Source organism: Mycolicibacterium brumae, from assembly GCF_025215495.1.
In the GTDB taxonomy this organism is placed as follows: Bacteria; Actinomycetota; Actinomycetes; order Mycobacteriales; family Mycobacteriaceae; genus Mycobacterium; species Mycobacterium brumae.
The window spans coordinates 1,627,857-1,643,654 of sequence record NZ_CP104302.1 but is presented as its reverse complement, the minus strand read 5'-3'; the positions used below and the strand labels follow the sequence as shown (position 1 = coordinate 1,643,654).

The following is a 15,798-nucleotide window of genomic DNA, read 5'->3' as shown; positions in this document are numbered from 1 at the left end:
GCGGCACGCCTACGATGGCGAAGGTGCTGATCTCCAAGGCGGTCGCCGAGGGCATCCGGGACGGCCGCATCACCGCGCAGTACCGCGCCTGGGACGCGCCCCGGGTGAAGGTCGGCGGCACGCAGCTCACCCCGGCCGGCGTCATCGCCTTCACCGACGTCTCGGTGGTCGCCGATCTGGCGTCGGTGTCCGACGACGACGCCCGCGTCGCCGGGATGGCCGACGCCGCCGCGTTGCGCAAAGCCCTGACCGCGCCGCGGCGGCCGAGTCCGCGCGGCGGAAAAGGCGGGGACACCGTCTACCGGGTCGGCGTGGCGTGGGTCGGCGAGGATCCGCGGGTGGCGCTACGCGAGCAGTTGCCCAGCGCCGACGAGCTGTCCCAGATCGCCGCGAAGTTGGCCCGGCTGGACGCCCGGCCCACCGGACCCTGGACGCGCGACATCCTGGTGTGGATCCGCGACCACCCCGAGGTGGTGTCCACCGAGCTTGCCGCGCTGCGGGGTGTGCCGGTGCCGCCGATGAAGGTCGACACCCGCAAGCTCAAGGCGCTCGGCCTGACCATCAGCCATCCGGTGGGCTACGAGTTGTCCCCGCGCGGCCGGGCGTATCTGGACTGGCTGGACACCCGGTGAGCGGTGCGCCCGACGCGGTGGATTTCGACGAGCCGGCGGCCCGCGCCGAAGTGCTGGCGTGGTTCGCCGCCTACGACCGCCTGGTCGCGGCCCGGGACCTGGACGCCATGGCCGACATGGCGGTGTTCCCCCTCAATGAGGTCACCGACGACGCCGACGGGTTCGGCGTGACGAGCGACTGCGACCGCGAGCGGTTCCTGGCGCAGATGCGGGAGAACCTCGGCGCTTCGGGCGAGGTCACCATGGCGTCGACGCGGACACCCACATTCCTCAGTCGGTCGCTGTGTTTCGTGCACACCGACGCGACGATCACCGTCGGCGGTCACACGACGCGCATGCGCTACGGGGATCTGCTGATCAGGACCCGCGAAGGATGGAAATTCCAGACGATGGTCGCCGGCGGATTCCACGACCAGCTGTGAGTCTGTAGCAGATTGCGCGCGCGTATAATTTGGGCGTGCGCGACATCGACGAAATCAGCAAGAGTCGGGCGGTCGCACTATTCGGTAGCGCCGACTTGGCGTCCTTCGAAGTTGGCACAACGCGCGGACTGCAGCAGATCCACAGCTACCTTTTCGGCGGACTATACGACTTTGCCGGACAGATCAGGACCGTCAACATCAGCAAGGACGGGTTCCGGTTCGCCAGCGCGATATACCTCGAGGACGCGCTACGGCACATCGAGGCGATGCCGGAATCAACCTTCGAGGAAATCGTCGAGAAGTACGCCGAAATGAACATCGCTCATCCATTCATGGAGGGCAATGGACGCAGCGCTCGGATCTGGCTCGACCTGATTTTGAAAAAGAATCTGGTGAAGTGCGTCGACTGGGCCGCGATCAACAAACACGATTACCTGGAAGCCATGATCCGCAGTCACGTCAAAACCACGGAATTGCGTGAACTGCTCCGCGAGAGCCTCACCGACAGGATCGACGACCGCGATGTGTATATGAAGGGCATCGAGCAGTCGTACTACTACGAGGAGCCGGACAACTACAAGGGCTGAGCCGCCCCGTTCCAGGTTGGAGTGCCACCCGAAATTCGTGTCCTGACGCTCCGCCGGACGCCCGTAGCATTCAGCGCATGCCCACGCCGAAGCCGACGAAACAGCCGGAACTCCGTCCGGGCACGGTCGCGATCGTGGGCACGACGCCGCCAAATCAGGGTCGAACGACGGCTGTCCGGGTGATCCTGGCGGTGTTGTGGATCGGATGCGCGATCTCCGCGCTCAGCGGGGAGAACGGCTGGGCGGTCTTTCTCGGAGTGGTCGCCGGAATCGGAACTCTGGTCCACCTGCTATCGGTGTGCGCCATCCAGAATCTGAAGGGCAAACCGTTGGTCATCGCCGGGCCGGAAGGACTGTGGACGACACAGTTCGCACTGCCTTGGAGCAATGTCCGCGCCTTCGAATTCATCGAGAAACCGGCGACCCACAACGGGGGCGACCCGAGGCTGACGACAGCAGCCCGGTACGTCTGCGAGTCCCTGCTGGTCACATCGAACGAGTTCGATGCCAGCGGCCGCTGTCCACGGTCACGTAATTCCCCAGGGGCTGCCGTCATGTAATTCCCCAGGTTTAGGTGCTGCTGCGGTGAGCGTAGCGAACCGCTGGTGTGGGTGTCAGGTGGTCTTGGTGCCGGGTCGTTTCCGGGGTCGGTAGGAGGGGCCGTCCATGAGGACTTGGTGGCTGGTGTTGATCAGTCGGTCGAGTAGTGATTCGGCGACGACCGGGTTCGGAAACAGCGGGTACCAGTCCTTGGGGGCCCGGTTGCTGGTCAAGATCAGGGGCTTGGCGGCGATGGCGCGGTCGGAGACCAGGTCGTAGAGGTCGTCGCTTTGGGTGGGGGTGTGTTCGCGCATCGCGAAGTCGTCGACGATCAGGACCAGGGGGCGGGTGTATTCGCGCATGCGTTGGCCGATGGTGCGGTCGGCGTGGCCGCCGGCGAGGTCGGCGAGCATGCGGGAGCATTTGACGAAGCGGATGTCACCGCCGCGGCGGGCTACTTGGTGCCCGAGTGCTTGTGCCACATGGGTTTTCCCGACACCGACGGGTCCGTAGAGGATGACCGATTCGCCGGCGTCGAGCCAGCGCAGCGCGGCCAGGTCGCGCAGCATCGCGGCAGGGAGCTTGGGGCTGACGGTGAAGTCGAAGTCCTCGAAGGTGTTGTGCTGTTCGAAGCGGGCGCGGCGGACTCGTCGGGCCAGGGCGGCGGTCTCGCGGCGGGCGATTTCGTCTTCGCAGAGCACTTGAAGGAATTCCAGGTGTCCGAGTTTCCCGTCGCGGGTTTGGGCCAGGCGGGCGTCGAGGGTGTCGAGCATGCCGGTCAGTTTGAGGGTCTTCAGTGCGGTCCGCAGGCTGGGATCGTGAATGGTCATGACAATGTCCTTCAGGTGGATGTGGTTGTAGTGGAAGTATTTTGGTGTGCTCATGCGGTGAGGTCGGTGTCGAAGGCGCCCGGTCCGCGCAGCATCGCCGGTGGTGGGGGGACGACTGCGGGCGGGTCCTGGTCTGCTTCGGTGCCGGCGACCAGGATGCCTTTGACGGTGCGATAGCCGGGGTCGCCAACCGCCAGGGCTCGGGCGCAGGCCGCGTCCAGTCGGCGATCGCCGTACTTCTCGCGCAGGCGGATGATGCCCTGGATGGCGCGGAGCCGGTGGATGGCGTTGACCTGCGACAGTTCGGCGACGACGGCGACGGCGCTGGGCCCGATCTGCTCGGCCTGGGTACGGCACCACGTCACGGTGCGCAGGGTGTGGGCGATCTTGTGTGGCGGGTAGTGCTCGAAGTTCGTAGAGCGGCCCGATAGGTGCAGTACGTGGGTCGCGACCACGGTCCCGCTGTGGAAGATCTGCACGACGTCACCGGCGGTACGGGCGGTGACCTGCTGGCCGATGAGTCGCCACGGCACCGAGTACAGCGCCTTGCCGGACTTGACGTGGCAATCCGCGGCGACCCGTCCGATCGAGTAGACAACCGACTCGAATACCCTGGGCGGCAACGGCATCAGCGCATCGCGTTCGATCGCGGCGAACACCGATGCCGGGGTCTGCCCATCCAGGCCACGGTGCTTATGGACCCCGTAAACCTGCGTGGACCACCTGATCGCCTCGGCCTGCATCTGGGCCAGTGAGGTGAACTCGCGGCCGGCGAAGAACGAATCCCGAATGTAGGGCATCGGCCGCTCGATGCGAGGTTTGTCCTTCGGCTTGCGCGCTCGCGCCGGGTCGATCAGGGCGCCGTAGTGCGCGGCGAGCTCACCGTAGGCCAGATTGATCAGCGGATCGTAGAGGTCGGGCCGCTCGACGCCGGTCTTGAGGTTGTCGCACACCAGCCGCGCCGGGACACCGCCGAAGAACTCGAACGCCGCGACATGCGAGGCATTCCAGGATGTTTGGTCCATCCGCAGCACCGGTTGGACGAACAACGCCCGCGAGCACGACAGGATCATCGCGAACACCCACACCGCGATGCGTCGCCCCGATTCCGGGTCACGCCACATGCCGAGCTTGCCGTAGTCGATCTGTGCTTCGCTGCCCGGTTCGACCGCTCCGCGGGGCACCGTGACTTTTCCTTCGAGTCGCTCCTCGGCGAACGCCGTTGCCACGTAACGACGTACCGTCGATTCGGACACGTCCACAAGGTGGTCGTCGCGGAGGCGCTGCGCGATGGTCGCCACTGTCACCGGAACCTTCAACTGCTCGGCGATCCACTGGTGATGCACGGCGATCTGGGGCCATGTCAGTGCCCGCGCCGCCGGATCGACGAGCTCGGGAAACCAGCGCCCGATGCGTGCCCGCCATAGCTGCTCGTCGAACTCCCCAGGGCACGGTTGCAGACCCTCGGCCAGCGCCGGGGCCAGATACTTGCGGATGGTCTTGCGGTCGATACCCAGTGCCTCATTGATCTGCACCTGGGATCGGCCGGCGTTCCAGTGCCGGAACATCTCCACGAAGTCAGTCACGTTCCACGATCTCCTCGCCATTCAAGGCCCCTTTCAGGACCCCCGGAAGGGGCACCTGAACGGAGCGAACCTGAGCAGCACCCCAACCCCCGCCGGACACGCCCCAAGGGGTGGGGAATTACGTGACGGCAGGTGAGGAATTACGTGACGGACAACCCCTCAGACCTGAGGAATTACGTGACCGCTGACACGGCCGCCCGCAGCAGTACGGCTGCACGCTCTACCGCCACCACAGCGGGAATCGCGACGAACTCAAGAGCGCCGCGAAACGGTACGCACCCGATGTGGAGTTCTGGTCGACCCTGGACACGACGGACTACCAGCTCGATCCGGGCGCCCAGGCCGAGCTCGATCGCCAGTGGGCCGAGAACGGCCGGATCGCGGTGACGACCGGGCGGGGCAAGGAGAAAATCGTCATCGACACCGACGGCATCACCGCCGCCGGCGACTTCGCGCCGTGGAGCGCCATCGCCGGACTGACCGCGGTGACCGACGTGCAGAGCACCATGTCGCCCGGGATGACTTTCACCGACCGAGCGCACCGTCTGGTGGTCGTCACCAACGAGGTCGACCGGAAAGGTCAGCGGCGAACACTGCGTCCGGAGTACTCCGCGGGCCTACGGCCACCGCTGGAGCAACTGCTGCCGGCGATCCGGCGGATCGCACCCGATCTGCCCATCAACGACCAGCGCACCGGAGGCTGACGCGGCGGCTACATGCTGGCGATGAGCCGGTCCACCCGCTCGTCGACGCTGCGGAACGGGTCCTTGCACAGCACCGTGCGCTGAGCCTGGTCGTTGAGTTTGAGGTGCACCCAGTCGACGGTGAAGTCGCGCCCGTTGTCCTGGGCCGCGGCGATGAACTCTCCGCGCAGTTTGGCCCGGGTGGTCTGCGGCGGGGTGGTGACCGCGGCGTCAATCTCCTCGTCGGTGGTGACCCGGGCGGCCAGGCCCTTGCGGGCCAGCAGGTCGAACACCCCGCGGCCGCGTTTGATGTCGTGATACGCCAGGTCCAGCTGCGCGATCTTAGGGTTCGACAGCTCCCAGTCGTAGCGGTCCAGGTAACGCTGGAACAGTTTGCGTTTGATCACCCAGTCGATCTCGGTGTCGACCTTGGCGAAGTCCTGGCTCTCCACCGCGTCGAGCTGGCGGCCCCACAGGTCGACGACCTGCTCCAGCTGGGCGTCGGGCTCCCGGGTCTTCAGGTACTCCACCGCGCGGGCGTGGTACTCGCGCTGGATGTCCAGGGCGCTGGCCTGGCGACCGCCGGCCAGCCGCACCGGGCGCTTGCCGGTCACGTCGTGGCTGACCTCGCGGATCGCCCGGATCGGGTTGTCCAGTGCGAAATCCCGGAACGGCACGCCGGCCTCGATCATCTCCAGCACCAGCGACGCGCTGCCCACCTTCAGCATGGTGGTGGTCTCGCTCATATTGGAGTCGCCGACGATGACGTGCAGCCGGCGGTACTTCTCGGCGTCGGCGTGCGGCTCGTCGCGGGTGTTGATGATCGGGCGGCTGCGGGTGGTGGCGCTGGAGACGCCTTCCCAGATGTGTTCGGCGCGCTGGCTCAGACAGAACGTGGCGGCCTTGGGGGTTTGCAGCACCTTGCCGGCGCCGCAGATCAGCTGGCGGGTGACCAGGAACGGCAGCAGCACGTCGGAGATCCGGGAGAACTCGCCGGCCCGGACGATGAGGAAGTTCTCGTGGCAGCCATAGGAGTTGCCGGCGGAGTCGGTGTTGTTCTTGAACAGGTAGATGTCGCCGCCGATGCCTTCGTCGACCAGCCGCTGTTCGGCGTCGACGAGCAGATCCTCGAGCACCCGCTCACCGGCCCGGTCGTGGGTGACCAGCTGGCGCAGGTTGTCGCATTCGGCGGTCGCGTACTCGGGGTGGCTGCCCACGTCCAGGTAGAGGCGCGCGCCGTTGCGCAGGAAGACGTTCGAGCTGCGGCCCCAGGACACCACCCGGCGGAACAGGTAGCGGGCCACCTCGTCCGGCGAGAGTCGGCGGTGACCGTGGAACGTGCAGGTCACGCCGAATTCGGTTTCGATGCCCATGATCCGTCGCTGCACGCAGTCGAGCTTACGGCGTGCGGCAGTCTCCGGCGCCTAGGTCGGCGCCTCGGTGTCGGGTGCTTGGGCCAGGATGGCCAGCAGCAGCTCGGCGCGGACCCGGGCCAGCCCGAGGTCGCAGCCCAGCAGTTCGGCGGCCTGCTCGATGCGTTTGCGCATGGTGTGGCGGTGCACGCCGATGGCGGCCGACGCGGACTCCCAGTGCCCGTTGGCTTCCAGGAACGCCCGCAGCGCGGGCATCAGGCCGGTGCCGTAGGCGGCGTCGTGCTCGATCACCGGGGTCAGCATCGCCCCGAGCACCATCAGCACCTCACGGCTCTGCCCGAACGCCAGCAGCGCGCTGCCGGTCAGCGCGCCGAATTCCAGTGGGTCCCCGCCGCGGTCGGCGATGGAGGCGGCCATCCGGGCGTCGCGCGCGGCGTCGGTGAGCCGTTCCAGCGGGTGCACGCCGCTCAGCCCGCTGCGCGCCGACGCGCGCGCGGATCGGCCCAGCCCGGCCAGCAGCGCCGCCGCGCCGGCCGCGGTGACCGTGCCCGGCAGCAGCACGGTGAGCGACGCGGCGGTGTCGACGACGAACACCGGGCGCCCGGCGGCCTCCAGCGCGCGCGCCAACGCGGCCTTCATCCGGCGCCGGTGGTCCTTGTCGTTCGCCTCTGCGTCGGCCTCGATGACCAGCACCCGGATCCGGCCCTTGGCGTCGGCGGCCGCGGCCAGCTGCGCCCAGGCCGGCTCGCGGCCGTCGTCGGAGGCCAGCAGCAGGCCGAGCGCCACCTCGTTGAGCTGCCTGCGGGTGTCCTGCAAGCGGACCGGTTTCTCGAAGTCCAGCGCCAGCAGCGAGTTCGCGTGGCCGAGCAGCACCTGGTCGATCGGGCTCAGCCCGGAGGGGCTGACCACGGCGAGCAGGCCGTGCGAGCGGCCGCCGGCCCGGATGTCCTGGGCGGCGACGGTGGTGCCGTCGGCCAGCACCCGCACCGCCGAGTCCGCGCCGGGCTCCACCGAGTCCCGGACCAGGTTGACGGTGGTGACGTTGAGATTCGGCGGGTGCGACGCGATGACGGCGCCGGCGGGGTCGAGCACCACGACCGCGGATTTCAACGCCCGGCCCAGTTCGGCGGCCACCCCGGCCGGGCCGTCGCTGACCACCGCCCGGCTCATCCGCGGCTGGGCGCGCGAGGCCCGCAGCACGGCGTCGTACTGCAGTGCGGCCAGCCGGGAGCCGACCCGCTGGACGATCGCCGCGAACGGGGTGCGCCGGGGCACCTGGATCAGCGGCAGGCCCAGTTGTTCGGCGTCGGCGATGAGGTCGGCGGGTACCTCGTCGAAGGTCAGCCCGGTGCCGAATCCGACGGCGGCGACCCCGCTTTCGGCCAGCGTGCGCAGGTAGTTCCGGCGGCCCCGGTCGTCGGTGGGCAGGCTGATGCCGGTGGTGAGCACCAGCTCTCCCCCGCTGAGCCATTCGGCGGGATCGGCGAGTTCGGTGGTCAGCACCAGATTGACCTCGCGGCCGGCGCCGGCCCGCCCGGCCAGCAGCCGCAGCTGCAGGTCCGGCTGGTCGAGCACCCAGCGCACCGGAACCGTCACGCAGCTGAATGTACAGAATGTCGAAACAGATCGGACAAAATCACGCTTTTGTCAGGCGGCGTGGATGCGCCTGAGCTCTTCGCCGGCTCGTTCCTCGCCGGCTCGACTCAGGCGTTGTTGATGCGCCTGAGCTCTTCGCCGGCTCGTTCCTCGCCGGCTCGACTCAGGCGTTGGCGTCCTGGTCCTGATCCGACACCGTCTCGATGGTCTCGCTGTCCACCATCGCCTTGGCCGGGCGGCCACCGGTGTCAGCCAGCTCCGCCATCCCGCTGCGCACCCGGGTCAGCCGGTCCAGCAGCTCCTGGGTGAACACCGACAATCCCAGCTCCGGGTTGTAGCCGTGGATCTCCTTGACGTCGAGCTGCGCCAGGAAGTACAGGATCTGCTTGGAGATGACCTGTCCGGGCACCAGCACCGGGAACCCCGGCGGATACGGCACCACGAACGTCGTCGACACCAGGGTGCGGCCCTCGGCGATACGCCGTCCGGCCTCGCCCAGCTGCAGGTATTCCCGGTCGGACTCCTCATACCCGGCGTAGAAGGCGGTGCGCATATCGCCGTACGCGCCGTCCGGGTCGCGGCGGAAGGCCTGGTCGAACTCGCTGAAGTTCGGCAGCGGCGGCAGATCCTCGGTCATTTCGACGACCTTGCGCTCGGCCAGAATCAGGTCGGCGCGGCTGGCCTCGGCCCGCTCCCGGTCCAAGCCCTCGGCGACCCGGCGCAACGCGTCGAGCAGGTAGTGCACGCTGGACCAGGTCACGCCGATGGTGAAGATCAACAGCACCGAGTTGATCGAGGTCTTATTGATCTGGATGCCGAAGCGCTTCATCAGCACGTCTTCGCGGAACGCGAAGCCGTTCATCCCGGTCTTGCCGATGTAGAGCGTCACCCGGGTCGGGTCGAGCACGAACTCATCCGAGCGCCAGGCCTCGTTCCAACCGTCGAGCACCCCGTCGCTGTTCTGCCGGTAGGCGCTGACCCGGGACGGCCGGAAATTCTCCGGCACCAGGTCGCCTTCCTCCAGGATGCGGAACCACTTGCTGATCAGCCGGTCGTTGGCGACCCGCTGCCGGAACGCCAGCGCCATGTTGTACGCCGAGCGCACCATCTGGAAGCCCTCGATGTCGACCTGACGACGGGCCAGATCCAGCGAGGCCAGCAGCTGCTGGTTCGGCGAGGTGGAGGTGTGGGTCAGAAACGCCTCGTCGAAGGAGTCTCGGGCCTTGGCGTTGAAGTCCTGATCCCGAATGTGCAGCATCGAGGCCTGCCGCAGCGCCGACAGCGACTTGTGGGTGGAGTGCGTCGAGTAGACCCGCACCCGGGCCTTCTTCGGGTCCGGGAAGAGCCGACGATCCAGCCACTCCGACTTGTCGACGCCGGCCATCTCCTGCTGCCACTGCTCGTAGTCCTCGGCGTAGCGCGGCGAGGCCAACATCTCCTCGAGCTGATCGGCGGCGATCATCGCGGTGCGCTGCCGCGCCCACGGCACGGCGGTGGCGAACGCGTACCAGGCCTCGTCCCACAGGAAGCAGATGTCCGGCTTGATGGCCAGCACCTCCTCCATCACCCGGCGCGGGTTGTAGACGATGCCGTCGAAGGTGCAGTTGGTCAGCAGCAGCATCCGCACCCGGTGCAGCTGACCGGCCGCCTCCAGGTCCAGCAGCGCCTTCTTGACGGTGCGCAGCGACACCGCGCCGTAGATGGCGTAGTCCTCCAGCGGGTAGGCGTCCAGGTAGTACGGGTTGGCGCCGGCCAGCACCAAGCCGTAGTGGTGCGACTTGTGGCAGTTGCGGTCGATCAGCACGATGTCGCCGGGCCGGGTCAGGGTCTGCACGACGATCTTGTTCGCCGTCGAGGTGCCGTTGGTGGAGAAGTAGGTGCGGTCCGAGCGCCAGGTCTTGGCGGCCTTCACCTTGGCCTCCCGGATCGCGCCGTGCGGATCCAGCAGCGAGTCCAAACCGCCCGAGGTGGACGAGGTTTCGGCCATGAAGATATTGCGGCCGTAGAACTCACCCATGTCCCGCAACGACTTCGAATTGAAGATCGACGCGCCCCGGGCCACCGGCAGCGCGTGGAACTGGCCGACCGGAGCGGCGGCGTAGGCGCGCAGCGCGTCGAAGAACGGGGTGGTGAACCGGTTGCGGATCCCCGCGGTGACGGTGGAGTGCAGGTCGGTGGTGTCGTTGAGCCGGTAGAACGTGCGGTCGTAGATATCGGGCTCTTCCTCGCTGACCGCGGCGATCGACTCGTCGGTCAGCAGGTAGAGGTCGATGTGCGGGCGCAGTTCGCGGATCCACTCTCCGCACTCCACCCAGTCGTGGGTGCGGTCGGTGACCACGGCATGCTTCTCCACGCCGAGCAGCGTGGTCATCAGCGGCAGCCGCGACTTGGACCGCAACGGCAGATCGTGGCGGATGACCGCGGCCTGGATGTCGCCGTTGAGCGCGGCCGCGCAGATCGCGTCCTCGACGCTGGAGACCACCAGCGGCTCGAACAGCACATCGTCGTTCGGGTTGCGCAGCGCCCGCAACTGGTCGGCGAGGTTGTCGGAGGTGGCCGCCGGGGCGTCGTCGGCGATCAGCACGGTGTAGAACTGCTGATGCTTGGCGCGGGCGACCAGCTCCTGGTCCTCCAGCGGGGTGGTGGTGTCGAACAGCACGGCCCGCGCCCCGTACTCCGACAGCAATCGCACCGCCAGGGTGACCTCCTCGGCCAGCCGTTCGGTCTCCATACCGTCCAGGTAGCGCCGGAACCGGTCCACGCTGTCCTGGCCCGGGTAGAGCCAATACCGCTCGTAGGCGCCGATCCGGTCCAGCAGTCGGCGCACCCGGGTCACCTCGGAGTCGCACTCGATGCCGGCGCGGTGCACCGCGGCCAGCTGGCGACAGGAGTCGTCGAGCAGATTCCAGGTGTCCAGGCGCTGGTAGGACGGGTTGGCGGCGGCCGCCAGCGCGGACACCCGCAACCGGCGTGGCTTGTTGAATCGTTGCATATTGTCTTTCAACCCAGCGTCTTTCAACGCAATTCGGCCGACACCGCGTCGAACGCGCGGATGGTGGAGAACAGCATGTGGGCGTGCTGCGGCAGCGGCCAGCTGGACAGTTTGGCGGCCACCACCCCGGCCGGCCGGTTGACGTAGATCATCTGGCCGTGGATGCCCAGGCACAGCAGCACGTCGTTGCCCGGGTACGGGAACCAGACCTGATTGCGGTACATGCCGCCGGGCATCCGGTTGTCGTCCGGGCTGAACTGGAACGCCTGCCGGGAGTCCGGCCCACCGGCCAGGGTGTCGGCCACCCAGGCCAGCGGCAGCACCTGCTCGCCCAGCAGCGACACCCCGTTGTTGAGGTACAGCGACCCGAACCGCACCAGGTCGGCCAGGCAGGCGCTGATGCCACCGTCGAACATGCCGGTGCCCATCGAGTCGACGCCGATGTTCGCGTCGTGCGCGGCGCCGATCCGGCTCCACACCGCCTGCGACATCAGCTGCGGCATCCGGATGCCGGCGGCGGCCTCGCACACCCAGCCCAGCACGTCGGTCTCACAGGACCGGTACTCGAACGGGCCGCCGTGCAGCGACTTCTGCTTGAGCGTCAGCAGGAAGTCGTACATGGTCGCCGGCACACCCGGGTGCTCGCGCGGCGCCCAGCCGATGGCCTGTTCCAGCACCCGCACCTCGGCGTCCGGGTTCAGGTACTCCTCGGAGAACGAGATACCCGAACGCATATCCAGCAGGTTTCGGACCGTCGCCCCGGCATAGCCCGAATTGGCAAGCACCGGAACGTAATACGAGGCCAGCGCGTCGACGTTGAGGGCGCCGCTGCCGTGCAGCACCCCGGCCACCGCGGAGATCAGCGTCTTGGACACCGACATCAGGATGTGCAGGGTGTCCGGGCGCATACCGCCGTGATATTCCTCGGTCAGCACCCGGCCGCGGTGCGTGACGATCCAGCCGTCGGTGGCGGTGGACGCCATCACCGCGCCGACCGTCGACGACTCGCCGTCGGGCAACTCGACGGCGATGTCGGCGAGGCCGGTGTGCTCGTCGGGCAGGTGCGCCATCCGACCCTGGCCGCGCGCGATGACGGCCGTCGGCAGGAAGTCCGCGATGTGCTGGAAGGTCCAGTGCAGGTTGGGCGCGGACTGCCAGTTGTCCAGCGTCACCTCCGAGGGAACGCGTCCGGAGTTGCCGCCCAGCATCCCCGCTCCTTCGCCCGTGTCCGGCTCCTTCACCGAAACCCGGTCCATCATAGGTATTTGCCGGCGACCGGATTGGCGGCAACGCCCGGATCGGCCAGCGGCACGCCCGAGTACTGGGCGCGGATCGAGTCGATCAGGTGCCGCGCCCGGATGGTCAGCGCGGAGCCGCCTTGGGCGCGGTCGCGTTGCAGCCGGCCCTTGGTCACCAGCACGCCCAGATCGGCGCCCTTCCAGCGGTAGTCCCCGACCGGGTAGATGCGCAGGAAGAACGCGTCGGCCTCGGACTGCAGCTGATGCCAATCCAGGGCCGCGCGGCGGAACACCAGCGCGCCGGAGGAGTCCAGCGAGTAGGCGCCGGTGGCCGGGGTGGCGACGAGCTGCTCGACGGCGTCGTTGGTCTCCTTGATAACCATCTGGCTCCACTCATCGGCAGCGGCCAACTCCACCCAGCGCTCGTTGATCTCGTCGACGTCCAGGTCGAACTCCACGCCCATGTACTCCAGCAGGTGGAACAGGAACAGCGGGACGTCGGCGTAGGCGCCGGCGGTGACATTGGTGATCGAGGTGGCGCCGCTGATCCGCGGGTTCAGCTCGCCCAGGTAGACCTCGCCGTCGTCGGTGTCCACCAGCACGTCGACCTCGAAGAAGCCGCGGTAGCCCTCATTGGCCAGCCGGTCGCCCAGGCGGCGCACCAATTGCGTCGCCGCGGCGCGCCGTTCGGAGGTGAGCACCTCCGGGAACATCTCGTTGCCGCACCAGCCACCGCGGTAGGGGGTCAGCTCCTCGTAGCCGGTGAGCTCGGTCATGAACGGGCCGACGATGGTGCCGCAGCGGGTGATGACGGCCTCCACCGCGATCGGCCGGTTGTTGATCCGGCGCATCACCTTGATGTCCTGGCCGACGATGTCGTCGGCGTGCTTGCGCCAATCGCCCTCCGACGAGATGAAGAAGGTGGTCTTGCCGGAATCGCCGTAGGGGGTCTGCACCACCAGTTCGCTGCCCAGCCCGGCGGCCTCGGCCGCGGCGGTCAGCTCCTCCCAGCTCTCCACCTTGGTCAGCACGTTGGGCACGCTCGGCGCGCCGGCCTCGTCGCCGAGCCGGGTGGTGACGATCTTGGAGTCCAGGTGGTCGCGCAGTTCAGCCGACGGCAGGATCAGGTCGTAGCCGAGCTCGGCGCAGATCGCCTCGGTCTCCTCGTCGAAGAACACCATCGCGACCTTCGGCCGCACCCCCGGGGCCAGGCCCTCGGTCATGAACGCGCGCACCTCGGGGTTGCGCAGCAGCCAGTTGTTGATCGCCTCGCCGCTGGGAAACTCCTGGTAGGGCTTGTAGCTCGGGGTGAAGACCCGCGGGTGCGCGCCGTCCCAGGCGTCGTAGTAGGTGACGAAGGAGAACCGGCGCACCCAGCGGTCCAGGCCAAGCAGGTTGAACGGCGTCGCGCCGACGAAGTAGACCGGGACGTCGTTGGTGCGGAAGAAGTGCCGCACCTCGGACATATTGCGCAGCGTGCGGCGGCGCCCGCCCCACACCGGCGAGGAGGCCGATCCGGCGTCCATCGCCACGCTCACCTCCGGCGCGTCCGCGGCGTTCTCCGCGACGTGGGCGGCGACCGCCCCGAGGACGGCGCCCTCAACGGCTTCGGCGACGGCGGTCTCGACCGCCTCGACCACGGCTGCGGCCTTGGCGGCGCGTTTGCGCGGGGCGGCCTTGGGCGCCGGGGTCTTCGCGGCGGCCTTGGCGGCCGTCTTCGCGGGGGCCTTGGCGGTGGTCTTGGTGGCGCGCTTGGCGGTGCGGCGGGTCGATTCCGTCAACGTTCACTCATTCCAGGTTCGGGCACATGCCGGATTGGGCACAGGGGAGATCACCAGTTTGCGTGACGCAGGCCACATTGAACAGTCGACAAATCGTCGATTAACACCCCGAGTTATTCACCAGAACGTCGATAGCGCTGGTGGGCCGCCCGCGGCGACGCTAAGCGGCAGAACCTGACGTTGAAGGGAGCATCTCGATGACCGACATTTCCTACCGCCTCGCCCAGAAGCGGAACATCATCACCGAACTTCCCGGCCCCCGGTCGGTGGAGCTCGCGGCCCGGCGGCGCGCCGCGGTGTCGGCCGGCGTCGGCGCGTCCACCCCGATCTACACCGCCGACGCCGACGGCGGTGTGATCGTCGACGTCGACGGCAACTCGCTGATCGACCTGGGCTCGGGCATCGCGGTGACCAGCGTGGGCGCCTCGCACCCGGCGGTCGTCGCGGCGGTCGCCGAGCAGGCCGCCCGGTTCACCCACACCTGTTTCATGGTCACCGGCTACGAGGGCTACGTGGAACTCGCCGAGCGGCTCAACGCGTTGACCCCCGGCGATCACGAGAAGCGCACCGCCTTCTTCAACTCCGGTTCCGAAGCGGTGGAGAACGCGGTCAAGGTGGCCCGGCTGGCCACCGGCCGCAACGCCGTCGTCGCGTTCGACCACGCCTACCACGGCCGCACCAACATGACCATGGCGCTGACCGCGAAGGCCGCGCCGTACAAGACCGCGTTCGGCCCGTTCGCGCCGGAGGTCTACCGGATGCCGGCGTCCTACCCGTACCGGGACGGGCTGTCCGGCGAGGCCGCCGCCAAGGCCGCGATCCGCAAGATCGAAACCCAGATCGGGGCCGCGTCGGTGGCCGCGGTGATCATCGAACCGGTGCAGGGCGAGGGCGGATTCATCGTGCCGGCGCCGGGATTCCTTGCCGCGCTGTCTGATTGGTGCACAGCCAACGGCGTGGTGTTCATCGCCGACGAGGTGCAGTCCGGGTTCGCCCGCACCGGCGCCTGGTTCGCCGTCGACCACGAGGGCGTGGTTCCCGACATCATCACCACCGCCAAGGGCATCGCCGGCGGCATGCCGCTGGCGGCGATCACCGGCCGCGCCGACCTGCTCGACGCCGTGCACCCGGGCGGCCTCGGCGGCACCTACGGCGGCAACCCGGTCGCCTGCGCCGCGGCGTTGGCCGCCATCGACGCGATGGCCGAACTGGACCTGGCCGGCCGGGCCCGCGCCATCGAGGCGCTGGCGCTGCCGAAGCTGCGGGCACTCGCCGGCACCGGGGTGATCGGCGATGTCCGCGGACGCGGCGCGATGCTGGCCGTCGAAATCGTCGTCCCCGGCGGCGACGAGCCGGACGCCGCGCTGACCAAGGCCATCGCCGCCGAGGCGTTCGCCCGCGGCGTCGTGGTGCTGACCTGCGGCAGCTACGGCAACGTGATCCGGCTGCTGCCGCCGCTGGTGATCAGCGACGACCTGCTCGGCGAGGGCATCGACATCCTCGCCGACGTCATCTGCGACCTGACCAGCTGAGTCGCA

Annotated in this window: 13 protein-coding genes; 6 read left to right on the top strand and 7 right to left on the bottom strand. The window is 68.3% G+C overall.

Annotated elements, in window-relative coordinates:
• Positions 1–23 precede the first annotated feature (23 nt).
• The 4 genes from L2Z93_RS07990 to L2Z93_RS07975 all read left to right on the top strand — a co-directional run bounded on the left by L2Z93_RS07990 (position 24) and on the right by L2Z93_RS07975 (position 2,201).
• A complete protein-coding gene (locus L2Z93_RS07990; RefSeq protein WP_090589990.1) occupies positions 24–632 on the top strand; it encodes an ASCH domain-containing protein in 609 nt (202 codons plus the stop codon).
• Positions 629–1,054: a hypothetical protein gene (locus L2Z93_RS07985; RefSeq protein WP_090589772.1), complete on the top strand. Its 426-nt coding sequence runs from the start codon at positions 629–631 to the stop codon at positions 1,052–1,054. Before L2Z93_RS07990 ends, L2Z93_RS07985 begins: the two co-directional genes overlap by 4 nt.
• Before the next feature lie 35 nt (positions 1,055–1,089).
• A complete protein-coding gene (gene fic, locus L2Z93_RS07980; RefSeq protein WP_090589769.1) occupies positions 1,090–1,641 on the top strand; it encodes a protein adenylyltransferase Fic in 552 nt (183 codons plus the stop codon).
• A gap of 77 nt (positions 1,642–1,718) precedes the next feature.
• Complete coding sequence (locus L2Z93_RS07975; protein WP_128111757.1) at positions 1,719–2,201, top strand: hypothetical protein; 483 nt, start codon at positions 1,719–1,721, stop codon at positions 2,199–2,201.
• 54 nt (positions 2,202–2,255) lie between these two features.
• Here the strand turns inward: L2Z93_RS07975 and istB are convergent, their stop codons facing one another.
• Positions 2,256–3,011: an IS21-like element helper ATPase IstB gene (gene istB / locus L2Z93_RS07970; protein WP_090589986.1), complete on the bottom strand. Its 756-nt coding sequence runs from the start codon at positions 3,009–3,011 to the stop codon at positions 2,256–2,258.
• Positions 3,012–3,061: 50 nt separating this feature from the next.
• Positions 3,062–4,597 carry an IS21 family transposase gene (gene istA / locus L2Z93_RS07965; protein WP_090589763.1) on the bottom strand — a complete coding sequence of 512 codons (1,536 nt, stop codon included), beginning with the start codon at positions 4,595–4,597 and terminating at the stop codon, positions 3,062–3,064.
• A 284-nt stretch (positions 4,598–4,881) separates the two neighbouring features.
• Here istA and L2Z93_RS07960 point away from each other — a divergent pair, with 284 nt between their 5' ends.
• Positions 4,882–5,301, top strand: a complete 420-nt coding sequence (locus L2Z93_RS07960; protein ID WP_090589759.1) for a hypothetical protein — start codon at positions 4,882–4,884, stop codon at positions 5,299–5,301.
• An 8-nt stretch (positions 5,302–5,309) separates the two neighbouring features.
• Here L2Z93_RS07960 and pafA read toward each other — a convergent pair whose 3' ends face one another.
• From pafA to L2Z93_RS07935, 5 genes are all read right to left on the bottom strand, one after another.
• Positions 5,310–6,668 (bottom strand): Pup--protein ligase, encoded by a 1,359-nt coding sequence (pafA, locus tag L2Z93_RS07955; RefSeq protein WP_090589755.1) that lies wholly within the window; start codon positions 6,666–6,668, stop codon positions 5,310–5,312.
• 36 nt (positions 6,669–6,704) lie between these two features.
• Entirely contained in the window at positions 6,705–8,237 is a 1,533-nt protein-coding gene (locus tag L2Z93_RS07950) for a PucR family transcriptional regulator (RefSeq protein ID WP_090589750.1), read from the bottom strand.
• A 175-nt stretch (positions 8,238–8,412) separates the two neighbouring features.
• Entirely contained in the window at positions 8,413–11,241 is a 2,829-nt protein-coding gene (locus tag L2Z93_RS07945) for an aminotransferase class I/II-fold pyridoxal phosphate-dependent enzyme (RefSeq protein WP_090589746.1), read from the bottom strand.
• Between the two features lie 23 nt (positions 11,242–11,264).
• Positions 11,265–12,449 (bottom strand): serine hydrolase domain-containing protein, encoded by a 1,185-nt coding sequence (locus L2Z93_RS07940; RefSeq protein WP_090589983.1) that lies wholly within the window; start codon positions 12,447–12,449, stop codon positions 11,265–11,267.
• A 47-nt stretch (positions 12,450–12,496) separates the two neighbouring features.
• Positions 12,497–14,005 carry a biotin carboxylase gene (locus tag L2Z93_RS07935; RefSeq protein WP_090589742.1) on the bottom strand — a complete coding sequence of 503 codons (1,509 nt, stop codon included), beginning with the start codon at positions 14,003–14,005 and terminating at the stop codon, positions 12,497–12,499.
• A 452-nt stretch (positions 14,006–14,457) separates the two neighbouring features.
• Between L2Z93_RS07935 and gabT the strand changes: the two genes are divergently transcribed.
• Positions 14,458–15,792 carry a 4-aminobutyrate--2-oxoglutarate transaminase gene (gabT, locus tag L2Z93_RS07930; protein WP_090589733.1) on the top strand — a complete coding sequence of 445 codons (1,335 nt, stop codon included), beginning with the start codon at positions 14,458–14,460 and terminating at the stop codon, positions 15,790–15,792.
• Positions 15,793–15,798 lie beyond the last annotated feature (6 nt).

Excerpts from the sequence above, each read along its gene's own strand:
- L2Z93_RS07975 (WP_128111757.1), top strand. The coding sequence starts at position 1,719 with ATGCCCACGCCGAAGCCGACGAAACAGCCGGAACTCCGTCCGGGCACG.
- istB (WP_090589986.1), bottom strand. The coding sequence starts at position 3,011 with ATGACCATTCACGATCCCAGCCTGCGGACCGCACTGAAGACCCTCAAA.
- L2Z93_RS07945 (WP_090589746.1), bottom strand. The coding sequence starts at position 11,241 with ATGCAACGATTCAACAAGCCACGCCGGTTGCGGGTGTCCGCGCTGGCG.
- L2Z93_RS07940 (WP_090589983.1), bottom strand. The coding sequence starts at position 12,449 with ATGCTGGGCGGCAACTCCGGACGCGTTCCCTCGGAGGTGACGCTGGAC.
- L2Z93_RS07935 (WP_090589742.1), bottom strand. The coding sequence starts at position 14,005 with ATGGACGCCGGATCGGCCTCCTCGCCGGTGTGGGGCGGGCGCCGCCGC.
- gabT (WP_090589733.1), top strand. The coding sequence starts at position 14,458 with ATGACCGACATTTCCTACCGCCTCGCCCAGAAGCGGAACATCATCACC.